This is a genomic window from Embleya sp. NPDC001921 (assembly GCF_053594475.1).
This window is the reverse complement of record NZ_JBSFEO010000031.1, coordinates 72645-89723: the sequence shown is the minus strand read 5'-3', so window position 1 is coordinate 89723 and position 17079 is coordinate 72645. Positions and strand designations below refer to the sequence as shown.

Annotated in this window: 15 protein-coding genes; 2 read left to right on the top strand and 13 right to left on the bottom strand. The window is 69.8% G+C overall.

The window, feature by feature from the left end; genetic code table 11:
- Positions 1–67 precede the first annotated feature (67 nt).
- Positions 68–2188, bottom strand: coding sequence for an APC family permease (locus ACWCPW_RS31480; protein WP_449764953.1), 2121 nt, complete (start codon positions 2186–2188; stop codon positions 68–70).
- 149 nt (positions 2189–2337) lie between these two features.
- Here ACWCPW_RS31480 and ACWCPW_RS31475 point away from each other — a divergent pair, with 149 nt between their 5' ends.
- Entirely contained in the window at positions 2338–3000 is a 663-nt protein-coding gene (locus tag ACWCPW_RS31475; RefSeq protein WP_449764952.1) for an NAD-binding protein, read from the top strand.
- Complete coding sequence (locus ACWCPW_RS31470; protein ID WP_078974936.1) at positions 3000–3656, top strand: potassium channel family protein; 657 nt, start codon at positions 3000–3002, stop codon at positions 3654–3656. The genes ACWCPW_RS31475 and ACWCPW_RS31470 overlap by 1 nt, the downstream gene beginning before the upstream one ends.
- Positions 3657–3681: 25 nt before the next feature.
- On the opposite strand, the gene ACWCPW_RS31465 is transcribed toward ACWCPW_RS31470, so the two are convergent.
- The 12 genes from ACWCPW_RS31465 to ACWCPW_RS31410 form a co-directional block, all read right to left on the bottom strand.
- Positions 3682–5067: a hypothetical protein gene (locus ACWCPW_RS31465; RefSeq protein ID WP_449764951.1), complete on the bottom strand. Its 1386-nt coding sequence runs from the start codon at positions 5065–5067 to the stop codon at positions 3682–3684.
- A 400-nt stretch (positions 5068–5467) separates the two neighbouring features.
- Positions 5468–6256, bottom strand: coding sequence for a DUF3159 domain-containing protein (locus ACWCPW_RS31460; protein WP_449764950.1), 789 nt, complete (start codon positions 6254–6256; stop codon positions 5468–5470).
- A gap of 16 nt (positions 6257–6272) precedes the next feature.
- Positions 6273–6674, bottom strand: a complete 402-nt coding sequence (locus ACWCPW_RS31455) for an OB-fold nucleic acid binding domain-containing protein (RefSeq protein ID WP_395859852.1) — start codon at positions 6672–6674, stop codon at positions 6273–6275.
- A 114-nt stretch (positions 6675–6788) separates the two neighbouring features.
- Positions 6789–7463: a response regulator gene (locus ACWCPW_RS31450; protein WP_078974940.1), complete on the bottom strand. Its 675-nt coding sequence runs from the start codon at positions 7461–7463 to the stop codon at positions 6789–6791.
- On the bottom strand, positions 7460–10024 hold the full coding sequence (locus ACWCPW_RS31445; protein ID WP_449764949.1) for a DUF4118 domain-containing protein: 2565 nt from the start codon (positions 10022–10024) through the stop codon (positions 7460–7462). Before ACWCPW_RS31445 ends, ACWCPW_RS31450 begins: the two co-directional genes overlap by 4 nt.
- Positions 10025–10103: 79 nt before the next feature.
- Entirely contained in the window at positions 10104–10838 is a 735-nt protein-coding gene (locus ACWCPW_RS31440) for a potassium-transporting ATPase subunit C (RefSeq protein WP_449764948.1), read from the bottom strand.
- Between the two features lie 5 nt (positions 10839–10843).
- A complete protein-coding gene (kdpB, locus tag ACWCPW_RS31435; RefSeq protein WP_449764947.1) occupies positions 10844–12958 on the bottom strand; it encodes a potassium-transporting ATPase subunit KdpB in 2115 nt (704 codons plus the stop codon).
- The gene (gene kdpA / locus ACWCPW_RS31430; protein WP_449764946.1) at positions 12955–14619 is read right to left on the bottom strand and encodes a potassium-transporting ATPase subunit KdpA; all 1665 of its coding nucleotides are present in this window, start codon (positions 14617–14619) and stop codon (positions 12955–12957) included. Before kdpA ends, kdpB begins: the two co-directional genes overlap by 4 nt.
- Positions 14620–14709, bottom strand: a complete 90-nt coding sequence (gene kdpF, locus ACWCPW_RS31425; protein WP_391581698.1) for a K(+)-transporting ATPase subunit F — start codon at positions 14707–14709, stop codon at positions 14620–14622.
- Positions 14710–15136: 427 nt separating this feature from the next.
- Positions 15137–15955, bottom strand: coding sequence for a DUF3710 domain-containing protein (locus tag ACWCPW_RS31420; RefSeq protein ID WP_449764945.1), 819 nt, complete (start codon positions 15953–15955; stop codon positions 15137–15139).
- Between the two features lies 1 nt (position 15956).
- The gene (dut, locus tag ACWCPW_RS31415; protein ID WP_395859858.1) at positions 15957–16484 is read right to left on the bottom strand and encodes a dUTP diphosphatase; all 528 of its coding nucleotides are present in this window, start codon (positions 16482–16484) and stop codon (positions 15957–15959) included.
- Positions 16481–17062: a PaaI family thioesterase gene (locus ACWCPW_RS31410; RefSeq protein WP_395859859.1), complete on the bottom strand. Its 582-nt coding sequence runs from the start codon at positions 17060–17062 to the stop codon at positions 16481–16483. Before ACWCPW_RS31410 ends, dut begins: the two co-directional genes overlap by 4 nt.
- Between the last annotated feature and the right edge of the window lie 17 nt (positions 17063–17079).

Genomic DNA, 17079 nt, shown 5'->3' with positions numbered 1-17079 from the left:
CCCAGGCCATGACCCGACGTCATGACCCACAGCCACGCCCCGGATCAACCCACCGACACGAACCGACTCAGGAGCCCGAAGCCGACCCCGACCCCGACTCCCCCGCCGACGCGCCCGGCCCCGCCGACCCGCCCGACCCGCCCGACTTGCCCGACCCGCCCGTCCCGCCCGACCCCCGCCGACCATCCCCCGCACGCGGCGTGCGCGCCGGTCCGCGCCGTACCGACCCGGGCGCGACCCACGCCTTCGGCTCCTTGAGCCGCTCGGACGACTCCAACTGCCACGGCACCGAGGTCACCATGACCCCCGGCGTGAACAACAGTCGGCCCTTGAGCCGCAGCGCGCTCTGGTTGTGCAGGATCTGCTCGTACCAGCGCCCGACCACGTACTCGGGGATGTACACGTTCACCACGTCGCGCGGGCTGGACCGGCGCACCGACTTCACGTACTCGATCACCGGTCGGGTGATCTCGCGATACGGCGAGTCGAGCACCTTGAGCGGCACCTCTATCCCGCGCTCGTCCCACTCCCGCCGCAGCGCCTCGGTCTCGGCCGGGTCGACGTTGACGGTGACCGCCTCGACCACGTTGGGCCGCGAGTAGCGCGCGTACGCCAGGGCCCGCAGCGACGGCTTGTGCAGCTTGGACACCAGCACGATCGCGTGCACCCGCGAGGGCAGCTTGGTGTCGTCGATCTCGACCGCCGCGAGCTCGGCGGCGACCCGGTCGTAGTGCCGGCGGATCTGCTTCATCAGCAGGAACAGCACACCCATCGCCGCAATCGCGATCCAGGCGCCCTGGGCGAACTTGGTCACCAGCACGATCACCAGCACCGTGCCGGTCATGAACAGACCGAACGCGTTGATCACCCGGCTGCGCATCATCCGGCCGCGCGCGGCCGGGTCGGTCTCGGTCTTCAGGTGCCGGGTCCAGTGCCGGATCATGCCCGCCTGGCTCATCGTGAAGGACACGAAGACGCCGACGACGTAGAGCTGGATCAGCTTGGTGGGCTCGGCGTCGAAGGCGATGATCAGCACGATCGCGAACGCGGCCAGCATGATGATGCCGTTGCTGAAGGCGAGCCGGTCGCCGCGCGTGTGCAGTTGCCGGGGCAGGTAGCGGTCCTGGGCCAGGATCGAGCCGAGCACCGGGAAGCCGTTGAACGCGGTGTTCGCGGCCAGGATCAGGATCAGACCGGTGACCGCGAGCACGAGGTAGAACAGCGGCGACGCGAACGTGCCGCCGAAGACCGCGTCGGCGACCTGGGCCACCACGGTCTTCTGCTCGTAGTCGGCGGGCGCCCCCTGGATCTGACTGGCCGGGTCCTCCGCGAACCGCACCTTCGTCATGTTCGCCAGCGCCAGCATGCCCATCAGCATGGTCACCGAGATGGTGCCCATCAGCAGCAGCGTGGAGGCCGCGTTCTTGCTCTTGGGCTTGCGGAAGGCCGGTACGCCGTTGCTGATCGCCTCGACACCGGTCAACGCCGCACAACCGGAGGAGAAGGTACGCAGCAGCAGGAACACGAGCGCGAAACCGCTGAAGCTGTCCTCGGCCTCGATGTGGAACCCGGCGCTCTCGGCCTCCATGTCCGCGCCGGTGGCGCCGCGGATCAGGCCGAACAGGGTCATCCCCAGGATGGCGGCCATGAACGCGTAGGTGGGAACCGCGAAGAGCTTGCCCGACTCGCGGACGCCGCGCAGGTTCATCGCCATCAGCAGCAGCACCAGGCCGACCGCCAACAGCACCTTGTGTGATTGCAGTGCGGGCACCGCGGAGGCCATGTTCGCCACCCCGGAGGAGACCGACACCGCCACCGTCAGCACGTAGTCGACGAGCAGCGCGCTGCCGACCGTCAAGCCGGCGTTGGGCCCCAGGTTGACGCTCGCGACCTCGTAGTCACCGCCACCGCTGGGGTAGGCGTGCACGTTCTGGCGGTAGGAGGCGACGACGGTCAGCATGACCACGACGACGGCCAGACCGACCTTCCACGAGAAGTGGTAGGTCGCCATTCCCGCCATGGAAAGGGTGAGCAGGATCTCGTCCGGCGCGTAGGCGACGGAGGACAGTGCGTCGGAGGCGAAAATGGGCAGCGCGATGCGCTTCGGCAGGAGCGTCTCGGACAGCTTGTCGCTGCGCAGGGCTCGGCCGACAAGGATGCGTTTGGACAGATCGGTCAGTCTTGACACGCAGGTGATCGTAAGCCCATCGACTTTCGCCGGGCCGGGGGCATGCCGCAAGGCTCCCACGTGTAACGTCTCGGCGAGGTCTGCCACCCTGGTAACACCACAAACGAGCATCAGACCGGGCACAACGGACCAAATCCGGAAGGACGGCCGTGCACATCGTCATCATGGGCTGCGGGCGCGTGGGATCCACGCTGGCCCAGACGCTCGAGGAACTGGGGCATTCGGTGGCGGTCATCGACCGCGATCCCTCCGCGTTCCGCCGGCTGGGGTCGCACTTCTCCGGCCGCCGGATCAAGGGCATCGGTTTCGACCAGGACACCCTGCGCGAGGCCGGTATAGAAGAGGCCGGCGCGTTCGCGGCGGTCAGCAGTGGTGACAACTCGAACATCATCGCGGCGCGGGTCGCCCGCGAGACGTTCGGCGTGGAGAACGTGGCCGCGCGGATCTATGACCCTCGGCGCGCCGAGGTGTACGAACGCTTGGGCATCCCGACGGTGGCCACGGTCCGCTGGACCGCGGACCAGATGTTGCGCCGGCTGCTGCCCAGCGGCGCCGAACCGCTGTGGCGCGACCCGTCCGGGAGCGTGCAGCTCGCCGAGGTGCACGTGAGCTCGGCGTGGGTGGGCCACCGGATCACCCGGCTCGAACAGGCGTCGGGCGCGCGCGTCGCCTTCATCACCCGTTTGGGCGAAGGCATCCTGCCGACCTCCGAGAGCGTGATCCAGGAGGGCGACCTCGTGCACGTGGTCATGCACCAGGCGGATGTGGCCGCCGTCGAGGCGGCCTTCGAGAAAGCGCCGGAGGAGAGCTGATGCGGGTCGCAATCGCGGGCGCGGGTGCGGTGGGTCGCTCGATCGCGGCCGAGTTGTTGGAGAACGGCCACGAGGTCCTGCTCGTCGACAAGGCACCGGACGCCATCAAGGTGGACAGCGTGCCGCAGGCCGAGTGGCTGCTCGCCGACGCGTGCGAGATCTCCTCGCTCGACGAGGCCGCGCTGCAGCGCTGCAACGTGGTGATCGCCGCGACCGGCGACGACAAGGTCAACCTGGTCGTCTCGCTGCTGGCCAAGACCGAGTACGGCGTCCCGCGCGTGGTCGCCCGGGTGAACAACCCGAAGAACGAGTGGCTGTTCAACGAGGCGTGGGGTGTGGACGTCGCGGTGTCCACGCCGCGCCTGATGTCGGCACTGGTCGAAGAGGCGGTCAGCGTCGGCGACCTGGTCCGCCTGATGCGGTTCAGCCAGGGCGACGCCAACCTGGTCGAGCTGACCCTTCCGGGCGACGCCGCCCTCGTCGGCACGCGCGTCGGTGACGTGGCGTGGCCCGAGGACACGGCTCTGGTGACGATCATCCGCGAGGGCCGGGTGCTGGTACCCGGCAAGGACGACTCGCTCGAGGCCGGCGACGAACTGCTGTTCGTCGCGGCGCCGCACCGCGAAGAGGAACTGGAGGAGCTGCTGTCGGCCTGACCGACGGCGCCCTTCGAACGACGGCTCAGGCGGCGGCCAGGTCACCCATGACCTGGTCCGCCTCCTCGCTGAAGGCGCGCGCGATCGGCTCCCTGCCGTACGGGCGCAGCCGCCTGCGGAAGTCCGCGAGGAAGTCGTTGCACTGCGCGGAGGACAGATTGCCCGCGATCCGCAACGCGTCGGTGGCCTTGAGGCACGCCGCGTCCAGGTCGCCTTGGGCCAGGTGCGCCGCGGCCATGAAGGTGGTGTCCTGCGCACACCGGCGGGACGCGCCGGCCCGGCGCAGTTTGATCGACTCGCCCGCGAAGCCGTGGATCTTCTCCGGCAGGCCCAAGTCGCGGTGGCTGTGCGCGAACTCGTGCTGGAGTTCCGACTCGTCGAAGTAGTTGCACCACGACGGGTCGTCCTCGATCGGGCCGGCCGCGTCCAGATGCCGCTCGGCGACCCCCATCGCCCGCTCGCACGCGCGCCGGTCGCCCAGCGCCGCGTAGCCGCGCGCCTCCATCGCGGCCACGATCGCGCGCGCCCGCGGACCCAGCTTGTCGCCGGCCCCCTGATCGGCGGCCCGGGCCAGTTGCACCGCCTCCCAGCCGTGCCCCAGGTACACCGCCTGGCAGGCCATGTTGGCCATCACGTAGGCCCCGTACGCCGGGTCGTCGGCCGCCTGCGCGAGCCGCAGCGCCTGGATGTGGTAGCGCTGGGCGAGCGCGTGCCGGCCGGAATCGAACGACAACCAGCCCGCCAGTTCGGTGAGTTCGGCGACCGCGCGGAACAACCGGCGGCCCACCTCCTCGCCGTAGGAGCCGGCCAGCTTGGTGCGCGCGACGCCGTTGAGGTGGTTGACCACGGTGTCCCGCAGATCCCCGCCGCCTTGCGCGCGGTCGAGTCGACGAAAGGCCAGGACGGTCTGGTGAATGCGTAGTACGTCCGCGTCGCGCACGGTGGTGGGCCCGTGCGAGGTGAGTCTCTCGGGCTCACCCTCGGCCCGGGACGCGGTCGACCAGAACAACGCGGGAGCGGCGAACGCCCCCACGCCGAAGGCCGTGTTGGCCAGGAAAGTACGGCGGTTCATGTCTCTCTCCGACAATTCGGCCACGGCGTGTCTGACTTCGGCCGCGGTCCGGGCGACGTTCAGCCCGTCGAAGGGGTCGGGGGTCGGTGGCCGCCGATCGCACAGCCCGAGGTCCGCGACCGTGAGTTCGCATCCCAGCCGTCGACCGAGAGCCTCGGCCAACAGTTCGGGAATCGGCCAGCGCGGCTGGGCACCTTCCAGCCAACGGGCCACCGAGGTGTGGCTGCACCCGAGGTGCAGGCCGCGCCGTTCGGCGACCGTGTTGACCCAGCGGGCCAGTTCGCGCCGGGAGAAACCGGCTTCCGCTACCAATGCGATGAGGTCACCGTTTCCGGCCACCGTCCCCGCCTCCTTCGTCCACTGGAGGTCTAACGGGGACGCTAATCGCACAGTTACGGGATCATGCGGGAATAGCTGATTGGACCGCACCTGGCCCAAATTCTCCGGAATCGACCGGGATGCGGGGCTTGAATGATCACTCCGATGATCAACTCACGACCGCGAACGGCACATGCCACACGGCTCGAATCATCGGTCGTCCCACGAAACCGGGGCCCGATCGCGCCGCCCGCGGACACGGACTCGATCGCCACGGCGCAGCCACACATCGCTCGGCCCGCACCCACGACCGCGCCCGCCCCCAGTCCCGGTCCGCGCCCGCCCCGGGACCGCGCCCGCCCCGGGACCGGGGGCCGAACCGCACCGGAACCGCCCCGAACGCGAACCGCACCCGCACCACTCAATCCGCGACGCGATCTTCCCGCCGCTCGTCGCGCTGCTCGACCACCGCCGACGCACCGCCGTCCACCGCACCGCCACCCGCCGCGGACCGCTCGCCGACACCGCCCGCGTCGTCCGCGTCCTCTTCGTCGTCCGCGTCGACGACCCGCACCGGCGGCGGCGCCTTCGACATGATCAGCCAGGTGATGTAACAGACCACCAGGAACGGCGGCACGCCCAGCGCGACCTTCGCGATGCCCAGCGCGGTGACGTTGCCGGTCCAGTAGATCGGAATCTGGATCACGATCCGCAACACGAACATCACGAACCAGACCCACGTGGCCTTGCGGTACGCCGCGTACCGGCCCGGGTTCTGCCGCCAGGTGAAGTTCTCGCCCAGTGCCGGGCCGAGCACCACGCCGATGATCGGCCAGCGCACCAGAAGCGAGATCAGATAGGCGAGCGCGTAGCCGCCGGACAGCAGCATCCCGAACGCGTAGAAGTTCTCCGCCTTGCCGGACTTGACCGCGATCCAGCCGGCCACCGCGACACCCAGGAAGCCGCCGAGCGCGTGTTGCAGGGTCTCGCGGCGCGCGATCCGCACCACGGCGAACGCCAGCGCGACGCCGCCGGCGGTCATCGCCGAGGTCCAGGTGGAACGGCTGATCGTGTAGGCGATCACGAAGACCAGCCCCGGCACGGTCATGTCGATCATGCCGCGCACGCCACCGAAGGCGGCGATCATCGAGGCCGCGCTGTCGGTGGGGGCAGGCTGCTCGCCGGCCGCGTCGGAAGCGGGCTTTTCCATGTGGGCGGTCACTCGTTCACTCTCGGCCGACGGGGCGCAGCTCGTACCTGGGGTTGAACAGGACGGGCCGCCCCTGAGTGGTGCTCACCCGCCCGTGGGCGACCAACTGCCGCCCCGGCTCTATCCCGGCTATCCGCCGACGACCGAGCCAGACCACCGACAACGCGGCCGAGCCGTCGTACAACTCGGCCTCCAACGCCGGCACGCCCGCTCGCGGCCGAAACGTCACCGTCCGCAGCGTGCCGCCGACCGTGATCAGATCCCGCTCGACCACGTCCACGATCTTGGTACAGCCGAGCCGCTGGGTGTCGTGCAGCAGCTCCTCGGCGTGCAATTCCTCATGGGTCGACGTCCACCGATCCAGCATTCGCCGCAATCGCCCGGACCGACGCTCCACCCCGGCTGCGCTACCACTCATGCCGGCAAGGGTACCGCCTAACCCACGGCCCGCCGCTGCCCGAAATCACCCGCCGACAGGGCCCGACCCGCTCGGCCGAACCGGCACCGGACCCCCGCGGGCACATCGGACGCGCTAACCCTCGAACCGATACCCCATCCCCGGCTCGGTGAGCAGATGCCGCGGATGCGAAGGGTCGTGTTCCAGCTTGCGCCGCAACTGCGCCATGTAGACCCGCAGGTAGTTCGTCTCCGTCCCGTACTGCGGCCCCCACACCTCCTGCAACAGCGCCCGCTGGCTGACCAGCCGGCCCGCGTGCCGGACCAGCACCTCCAGCAGATGCCACTCGGTCGGCGTAAGCCGCACGTCGGCGCCGTCCCGGGAGACCCGCTTGGCCGCGAGGTCCACCGTGAACGAGTCGGTCACCACGACCGGCGCCTCCTCCTCGGGCACCGCACGCCGCACCGCCGCCCGCAGCCGCGCGAGCAACTCGTCCATGCCGAACGGCTTGGTCACGTAGTCGTCGGCGCCCGCGTCCAGCGCGGCCACCTTCTCCGCCGACGCGTGTCGCGCGGACAACACGATGATCGGGATCCGGGTCCAGCCCCGCAGTCCCTTGATCACCTCGACCCCGTCGATGTCCGGCAGGCCCAGGTCCAGCAGCACCACGTCCGGATGCCGGTCGGCGGCGGCGGTCAGCGCCGCCGTACCGTCCCCCGCGGTGTCCACGTCGTAGCCCCGAGCCTTGAGGTTGATGGCCAGGGCCCGCACGATCTGTGGCTCGTCGTCGACGACCAGGACCCGTGTCATCGTTGTTCCTCCAAAGTGGTTCGTTCCTCGGCCACAGGGGTTCGCCCCTCGACCGCGCCCGCGGCCGGCGATCCGGCCGTCCGCAGGGCCAGCACCATCGTCAGCCCGCCGCCGGGGGTGTCCTCGGCCATCAACGTGCCGTCCATGGCCTCGGCGAAGCCGCGCGCGACGGCCAGGCCGAGTCCCACCCCATTGCCCTTCGGCGCGTCGCCCAAGCGTTGGAACGGCTCGAAGATCCGCTCCTTGGACTCGTCCGGCACACCCGGGCCGCGATCGGCGACCCGCAGCTCGACCCGGTCCTTGAGCGCTCCCGCCGACACGTGCACCCGACGACCCTCGGGGTTGTGCTTGACCGCGTTCTCGATCACGTTGGCCAGCACCCGCTCCAGCAGGCCCGCGTCCGCGCACACCGCGGGCAGCGTCTCGGGGATGTCCAGCGCCACCCGGTCCTCGGCGACACCGGCCAGGGCGCCCGGCACCACCTCGTCCAGGCCGATGTCGCCCATCAGCGGGGTCACCGTCCCGGTCTGCAGCCGGCTCATGTCCAGCAGGTTCCCGATCAGCGTGTCCAGCCGGTCCGCGCCGAACTCGATCGCCGCCAGCAGCTCGGCCTCGTCCTCCTCCGACCAGCTCACGTCCTCGGCCCGCAGGCTGGACACGCTGGCCTTGATCGTGGCCAGCGGCGTGCGCAGGTCGTGCGAGACCGCCGCCAGCAGCGCGGTGCGGATCCGGTTGCCCTCCTTGAGCCGGCGCGCCTGGGCCGCCTCGGCGACCAACTGCCGCCGCTCCAGGACCACCGCGGCCTGCGCGGCGAACGCGCCGAGCACCCGACGGTCCTCGGCGGGCAACACCCGGCCCGACAACGCCAGCGCCAGCGTGTCGGACACCGGTACATCCACGTCCGCGTCCTCGGGCCGGACCGCCGGATGCGGCCCCACACTGCCCACGCACATCCACGGGCTGTGGTGCTCCTCGCGCTGGAGCAGCGCCACCGACTCCATCGCGAACGTCTCGCGCACCCGGTCCAACAGCGCCGGCAGCGCCTGCTCGCCGCGCAGCACACTGCCCGCCAGGAAGCTCAGCGTCTGCGCCTCGGCCTGACTTCGCGCCGCCTGATGGGTGCGTCTGGCCGCCAGGTCCACCACCGAGGCCACCGACAGCGCGACCAGCACGAAGATGCCCAGCGCGAGCATGTTCTCCGGGTCGTCGATGGTCAGGTTGTGCAGCGGCGGCGTGAAGTAGTAGTTGAGCAGTATCGAGGACACCACGGCCGTCAACATCGACGCCCACAGCCCGCCGATCAGCGCGACCACGACGGTGACCGTCAGGAACAGCAACATCTCGGTGGACAGGCCGTGGCTGTCACGTGTCGCGTCCAGCGTGTAGGTGAGCGCGGCCGGACCGATCACCGCCACCGCCCACGACGCGATCCGCCGCCGGCGTCCCAGCGGCGAGCGCAGCGGGCGCAGCACCCGCCCCACGCCCGCGTGCTCGTGCGTGACGATGTGCGTGTCGATGTCGCCGGACTGCGCGGCGACCGTGGCGCCCACGCCCGGGCCGAACAGGTACTGCCAGGGCTTGCGCCGACTGCTGCCCAGCACTATCTGCGTCGCGTTCACCCCGCGCGCGAAGGACAGCAGCGCGGTGGGCACGTTCTCGCCGACCACCGAGTGGAAGGTGCCGCCGAGCGATTCGACCAGCGCGCGCTGCCTGGCCAGCGCCTCGGGCGAGGCACCGGTGAGGCCGTCGCTGCGCGAGACGTACACCGCGAGCAACTCGCCGCCGGAGCCTCGGGTGGCGATCCGCGCGGCCCGACGCAGGAGCGTTTCGCCCTCCGGGCCGCCGGTGAGGCCGACCACGATCCGCTCCCGCGCCGGCCAGGTCGCGTCGATCTGGTGCTCGCTGCGGTACTGCTGGAGGTATTCGTCCACCCGGTCCGCGGTCCACAGCAGCGCGAGTTCGCGCAGCGCGGTCAGGTTGCCGACCCGGAAGTAGTTGGACAGCGCCGCGTCGACCTTCTCCGGCGCGTACACGTTGCCGTGCGCCATCCGCCGGCGCAGCGCCTCCGGCGCCATGTCGACGAGTTCGATCTGGTCGGCCCGGCGGGCCACCTCGTCCGGCACGGTCTCGCGCTGCGGAACGCCGGTGATCGACTCGACCACGTCGTTGAGCGATTCGAGGTGCTGCACGTTGACCGTGGAGATCACGTCGATGCCGGCGTCGAGGATCTCCTCGATGTCCTGCCAGCGCTTGTCGTTGCGCGAACCGGGCACGTTGGTGTGCGCCAGTTCGTCCACGAGGGCGATCCTGGGTCGCCGCGCGATGACCGCGTCCACGTCCATCTCGGTGAACGAGCCGCCTCGGTGGGTCATCTCCCGTCGGGGAACGACCTCCAGACCTTCCAGTGCCTCCTCGGTGGAGGGCCGCCCGTGGCATTCCACGAAACCGACCACGACGTCGCTGCCGCGCCCGCGCCGACGCTGCCCTTCGCCCAACATCGCGTAGGTCTTGCCGACACCGGGCGCCGCACCGAGATAGATCCGGAGCTTGCCGCGTGCCATGTCACCCATTCTCTGCCTGGGGTCGGGGAGTGCCGACACCGGCACTCCCCGACCCCGTGACCACCATGACCGCGCCGTCTCAGCCGGCGAGCTTGGCGAGCGCGATGTTCAGGTCCAGCACGTTCACCCGCTCCTGGCCGAGGAATCCGGCGTTGGGTCCGTCCACGTGCTTGTCCACCAGGGCGCGCACCTCGGCCGTGTCCAGGCCGCCGCGCTCCTTGGCCACCCGCTCGACCTGGAGCAGGGCATACGCCTTGGAGATGTGCGGGTCCAGGCCGGATCCGCTCGCGGTGACCGCGTCCACCGGCACCTTGTCCTCGCCCACGCCGTTGAACTCGGCGACCTGCGCCTTGCGGTCGGCGATGAGCTTGACGAAGACCGGGTTCTCGGGACCGTAGTTGGACGCGCCCGAGGCCAGGCCGTCGTGATCGGACGCCGAGGGACGCGGCTGGAACCACTTGGGATCGGGCCGCGTGCCCACCCCCTCCGCCTGCTCGGCGGTCAGCGCGCCGCCGCCCTCGAGGTAGGTGTAGCCCTCGCCGTCCGCCGTCGCGATCACCTCGCGGCCGTCCGCGTCGAACTTGCGCGCGTTGCCCTGTGCGTCGACCAGGTCGAACGACTGGCCGATCAGGCTGGAGCCGACGTCCTTGCCGTGCACGCTCACCATCGATCCGTCGGCCTTGTCCTTGAAGAACGCCTGCGCGACGCCGGTCATGGACAGCGGGTACAGGATGCCCAGGATCACGGTAAGCACCAGGAAGGCCCGAAGCGACGCGCCGAGGACTCGGATGCGGGTACTGAAATTGGAGGCCATCTGAATCAACCGATTCCGGGGATGAGCGAGACGAGCAGGTCGATGATCTTGATCCCGACGAACGGGGCGATCAGGCCGCCGAGGCCGTAGATCCGCAGGTTGCGGCCGAGCAGCTTGTCGGCCGACATCGGCCGGTAGCGCACGCCGCGCAGTGCGAGCGGGATCAGCGCGACGATGATCAGGGCGTTGAAGACGACCGCCGAGATGATCGCCGACTCGGGGGTGGCGAGCTGCATGATGTTGAGCTTGTCCAGCGGGGCGAGCGCCTCGGCACCCTCGATGCTCGCGAACATCGCCGGGATGATCGCGAAGTACTTCGCGACGTCGTTGGCGATGGAGAAGGTCGTCAGCGCGCCTCGGGTGATCAGCAACTGCTTGCCGATCTCGACGATCTCGATCAGCTTGGTCGGGTTGGAGTCGAGGTCGACCATGTTCCCGGCCTCTTTGGCCGCCGAGGTGCCGGTGTTCATCGCCACGCCGACGTCCGCTTGGGCCAGCGCGGGCGCGTCGTTGGTGCCGTCGCCGGTCATCGCGACCAGCTTGCCGCCCGCCTGTTCGCGCTTGATCAGCGCGAGCTTGTCCTCGGGGGTGGCCTCGGCCAGGAAGTCGTCGACGCCGGCCTCGTCCGCGATCGCCTTGGCGGTCAGCGGGTTGTCACCGGTGATCATCACCGTCCGGATGCCCATCCGGCGCAGCTCGTCGAACCGCTCCCGCATGCCCTCCTTGACCACGTCCTTGAGGTGGATCACGCCCAGGATCCGGGCGCCGTCCACATCCTCGACCGCGACCAGCAGCGGCGTGCCACCGGCGGCGGAGATGCCGTCGACGAGTTCGCCGGACCGGGCGGGCACGGCGCCGCCACGCTCGGACACCCACGCGTTGACCGCGGAGGCGGCGCCCTTGCGCACCATCCGCACACCGTTGTCGTCGGTCAGGTCGACGCCGGACATCCGGGTCTGCGCGGTGAACGCGATCCACTCGGCGTGCCCCGGTTCGCCCTGGTGTCGCTCGCGCAGCCCGTAGCGCTCCTTGGCCAGCACCACGATCGAGCGCCCCTCGGGGGTCTCGTCCGCGAGCGAGGACAACTGCGCGGCGTCGGCCAGCTCGGCCTCGGTCACGCCGTCCACCGGGACGAATTCGGACGCCTGTCGGTTGCCGAGCGTGATCGTGCCGGTCTTGTCGAGCAGCAGCGTCGACACGTCGCCCGCGGCCTCGACCGCGCGCCCCGACATCGCCAGCACGTTGCGCTGGACCAGGCGGTCCATGCCCGCGATGCCGATCGCCGACAGCAGCGCCCCGATGGTCGTCGGGATCAGGCAGACCAGCAGCGCGACCAGGATGATCATCGACTGCTCGGCGTGCGCGTACATCGCGATCGGCTGCAGCGTGACGACCGCGAACAGGAAGACGATCGTCAGCGACGCGAGCAGGATGTTGAGCGCGATCTCGTTCGGCGTCTTCTGCCGGGCGGCACCCTCGACGAGGGCGATCATCCGGTCGATGAAGGTCTTGCCGGGTTCGGTGGTGATCTTGACGACGATCCGGTCGGAGAGCACCTTGGTGCCCCCGGTGACCGCCGAGCGGTCGCCACCGGACTCGCGGATCACGGGGGCGGACTCGCCGGTGATGGCCGACTCGTCCACGCTCGCGACACCGTCGACGACGTCGCCGTCGCCGGGGATGACGTCGCCGGCCTCGCACACCACGAGGTCGCCGATGGCCAGGTCGGTGGCCGCGACCCGTTCTTCCCTGCCCTCGACCAGGCGCCGGGCGACCGCATCGGTCTTGGCCTTGCGCAGCGTGTCCGCCTGCGCCTTGCCGCGTCCTTCGGCGACCGCCTCGGCCAGGTTGGCGAACACCACGGTCAGCCAGAGCCAGACGGTGACCACCCAGGCGAACACGCCCGGGTCCTTGATCGCCATGACGGTCGTGATGACCGACCCGATCTCGACCACGAACATGACCGGGGTACGGACCATGACGCGCGGGTCGAGCTTGCGCAGGGCTCCGGGCAGCGACTTCAGCAGTTGACGGGGTTCGAACAGGCCGGCCGCGACCCGGCCGGGGCCGGTGGGGGTGTCGACGTGTTCTTCGGTGGGTCGTATCGCGGTGTCTGTCATGCCAATCCCTCGGCAAGCGGCCCGAGAGCCAGGGCGGGGAAGAAGGTGAGGCCGGTGATGATCAGGATCACGCCGACGAGCTGGCCCACGAACAGCGGCCGATGCGTCTGCAGGGTGCCCGCGGTGTCGGGGATGCTCTTCTGCTCCGCGAGTCGACCGGCGAGGGCGAGCACGAGGGCGATCGGCACGAATCGGCCGATCAGCATGGCCAACCCGATCATCGTGTTGTAGAACTCGGTGTTCGCACCGAGCCCGGCGAACGCGCTGCCGTTGTTGTTGGCGCCGGAGGTGAACGCGTACAGCACCTCGGAGATGCCGTGCGGCGAGTCGGAGTTGAGGATCGCCGCCTGTTCACCGGGCAGCGCGATGGCGATGCCGGTGAAGGTCAAGATGGTGGCCGGCACCACGAGGATGTACATCGCGACCAGCTTCATCTCGCCGGCGCCGATCTTCTTGCCCAGGTATTCGGGCGTACGGCCGACCATCAGGCCCGCCACGAAGACCGCCAGGATCGCCATGATCAGGATCCCGTACAGGCCCGATCCGACGCCGCCGGGCGTGATCTCGCCGAGCATCATGCCCAGCAGGGTGATCCCGCCGCCCAGTCCGGTGTAGGACGAGTGGAACGAGTTGACCGCGCCGGTGGAGGTCATCGTGGTGGACACCGCGAAGACCGACGAGCCGGGGATGCCGAACCGCTGCTCCTTGCCCTCCATCGCGCCGCCGGCCAGTTCCGGGGCGGCGCCGTTGCCGTGCGCCTCGGTCCACCACATCAGCAGGACCGCGACGAACCAGATCACGAACATCGCGGCGAGGATCGCGTAGCCCTGCTTGAGGTTGCCGACGAGGCGACCGAAGGCGCGGGGCATCGAGAACGGGATCACCAGGATCAGGAGGATCTCGAACAGGTTGGTGAACGCGTTGGGGTTCTCGAAGGGGTGCGCCGAGTTGGCGTTGAAGAAGCCGCCGCCGTTGGTGCCGAGTTCCTTGATCACCTCCTGCGAGGCCACCGGACCGCCCGGGATGGTCTGCGTCCCGCCGGAGAGCGTGTGCACGGTGCTCGGGTCGGCCAGGTTCTGGATCGTGCCGGACGCGACCAGCACGATCGTGCCGATGACCGCGATCGGCAGCAGGATCCGGATCGAGCCGCGGATCAGGTCGACCCAGAAGTTGCCGATCTCGCCGGAGCGGACCCGGACGAAGCCGCGCACCAGCGCGATCGCCACGGCCATGCCCACGGCGGCCGACACGAAGTTCTGCACGGTCAGGCCGACCATCTGGACCGTGTGGCCCATCGCGGTCTCGCCGGAGTACGACTGCCAGTTCGTGTTCGCCGTGAAGGACGCGGCGGTGTTGAACGCCTGGTCCGGTGTGATCGGCTTCATCCCGAGGTCGAACGGGAGGTGGTCCTGGAACCGCTGGAGGGCGTACAGGCCCAGCAGCGAGAACATCGAGAACCCGAGCACGCTGCGCAGGTAGACGGTCCAGCGCTGCTCGGCGTTGGGATCGGCGCCGATCAGCTTGTACAGGACGCGCTCACCGCGCAGGTGCTTGTCGCTGGAGTACACGCGGGCCATGTAGTCGCCGAACGGGCGATGTACCGCGGCCAGGACGGCTATCAGCAGGGACAGTTGGAGTATCCCCGCGAGCGTGACGCTCACCTAGAACCTCTCGGGGAAGATCAGGGCCAGGACCAGGTAGCCGAGCAGGGCGATGGCGACGCTCAGGCCGACGATGCCGTCCGCGTTCACAGCTTCGCCACCCCCTTGGCGATCACGACGACCAGCGCGAAGAACGCGATCGTCAGAACTACGAAGGCCAGATCAGCCATCGCGGGTGCTCCTTGGGACGGACAGGCGCTTGATCGCCCGTAAGGAGGACATTGATAGCACTTCCAAGCCGCCAAAAATCAGCATAAAAGTGGCAAATCAGAAAGCGTTGGCGGCGCCTTGACGCACCCATATGCCTTCTTGATGCGCCCTTGACATCAAGATTCGAAGCAGCCGGAACCGAGCACGCGCGCGGAGCATCGGAGCCCGGGGGCGAACACGCGCGCGGGGCCCTCGAAACCGCGACCGGACACGCAGAAGCCCGACCCCGCCTCGCGGCGGGATCGGGCTTCGGTGTCTCGTACGGGTGGTGCGGCAAGGCGGGGGCGCCTTCGTGGGCGCCCCGGGACTAGCGGACCTCGGTGATCTCCGGGCCGCGCTGGAACGGGTCCAGATCGCCCGCGAAGCGGTCCTCGTCGGCGCCCTGCTGCGGCACGGCGAGCCCGCTGTTCGGGTCGACCTGGGCGTTCTCCGGCAGACGCAGCAGGATCGGGTCGCGCGGCGCCATCGGTTCGTTGCCCCGGACCACGACGGTGTCGCGGAACATGGTCTCCAGGTCGGCACCGACGTTGGGGTCCACCGCCGCCCGACCGGAGATCACGCCGCGCAGGAACCAGCGCGGCCCGTCGCACCCGACGAAGCGCACCAACTGGTGGCCCTGGGTGCCGTCCGGAAGCTGGACGGGCACCTGGGCGCGCAGCTCCCAGCCCAGACCGGCGTCCTGCTCGTCCACGATGCCACCCTGCTGGGTGATCCCGGAGGCGATCTCGGCACGCACCTCGTGCCAGATGCTCTCGTTGCGCGGAGCGGCGAAGGCCTGGAGCTGGAGACCGCTGTCCTCGAGGACCACCGTGGCCGCGATGATCAGGTCGTTGGAGACCTCGACCCGCAACTCCATCCGCGGGTCGCTGGGGATCAGCATCCCGCCGAGATCGATGCGCTCCTCGTGCGGGTCCTCGAGCTCCTCGAAGTCCCACGGACCGTCCGGCCGGGGCGCGGGCGGGATCGGTCGGCTCAGCTCGTCGAGGTCCGAGTCGTCGGAGCCTTGCGCGGCCCCGTCGCTCGACGCCTCGTCGGCATCGCCCTCGTCATCGATGATCTCGTCGAGGTCTTCGTGCTCCTCGACGGGCAGATCATCCTTTTCGCTGCGTCGGCGACGACCGAACACGTCACAGTCCTTCCCTGTCGGAAGCCGAGTCTTGCACGATGCCCGCGCTGCCCGCCGCGACGGCGCTCGAAACGCCCATCGCCGCGTGCCCGCCGGTGGATCCGAAGCCGCCTTCGCCGCGCCCGGAACCGGGCAGCTCGGCGACCTCGTGGAACCCCGCTCGCTCGACCCGCTGGATCACAAGTTGGGCGATTCGGTCGCCGCGACGAAAAACGACCGGCGTACGCAGGTCGTGGTTGACCACGACAACCTTGATTTCGCCACGGTATCCCGCATCGACAGTGCCCGGGGCGTTCACCAGGGATACTCCGCACCGCACGGCGAGTCCCGAGCGCGGATGCACGAACGCGGCATACCCGTCCGGGAGCGCGATGGCGATGCCCGTGGGCAGCACCATCCGCTCGCCGGGGGCGATCTCGGCGTCCTGCGCGGTCACCAGGTCCGCCCCGGCGTCGCCGGGGTGCTCGTACGCGGGCAGCGGAAGACCGGGGTCGAGCCTGCGCACCAGGATGTCCACACTCGTGCTCACGGGTTCACCTCGAACGCTCGGGCCGCCTTCATCAGGTCGGGGTTGTCCATGACGCGCTGAACGTCTTCCGCACGTCCATTGTCGACGAAGTGCGCGAGTCCGACGCTGACGAACAGCGCCGCGGCCTCGACTGCGATCGGCCCCTGCGGGGAATCCAGCCGCCCCACCGCGCGCGAGTAGATCTTGCGGCCGGCCACCGCCTCGCACCACGCGTGGATGTACAGGGTGGACCCCACCGGCACCGGACGGCGGAAGTCCGTCTCCAGGTGCCCGGTCACCGCCGTGGTGTGCAGCATGTACCCGATCGCGCCGAGCGCCTCATCGAACGCGCAGGTCAGCAGCCCGCCGTGGGCCAGGCCCGGGGCTCCTTGGTGCAGCGTGGTGACGGTGAACTCGGCGTCCACGGAGACGCCCTCGCCGGCGCGCGCGCGAATGCGCAGCCCGCCGGGGGCGGCCTCGCCGCAGCCGAAGCAGTCGCTGTAGTGCTCGCCCAGCTCGGTGCCGGGAGGAGGGGCGTCCGGGTGGGGCTGGGGCACCACCGCTTCCGGAGGCGGGGTCAGGGATGTTGGTCGACTCACGCCGAAGGACACTACCG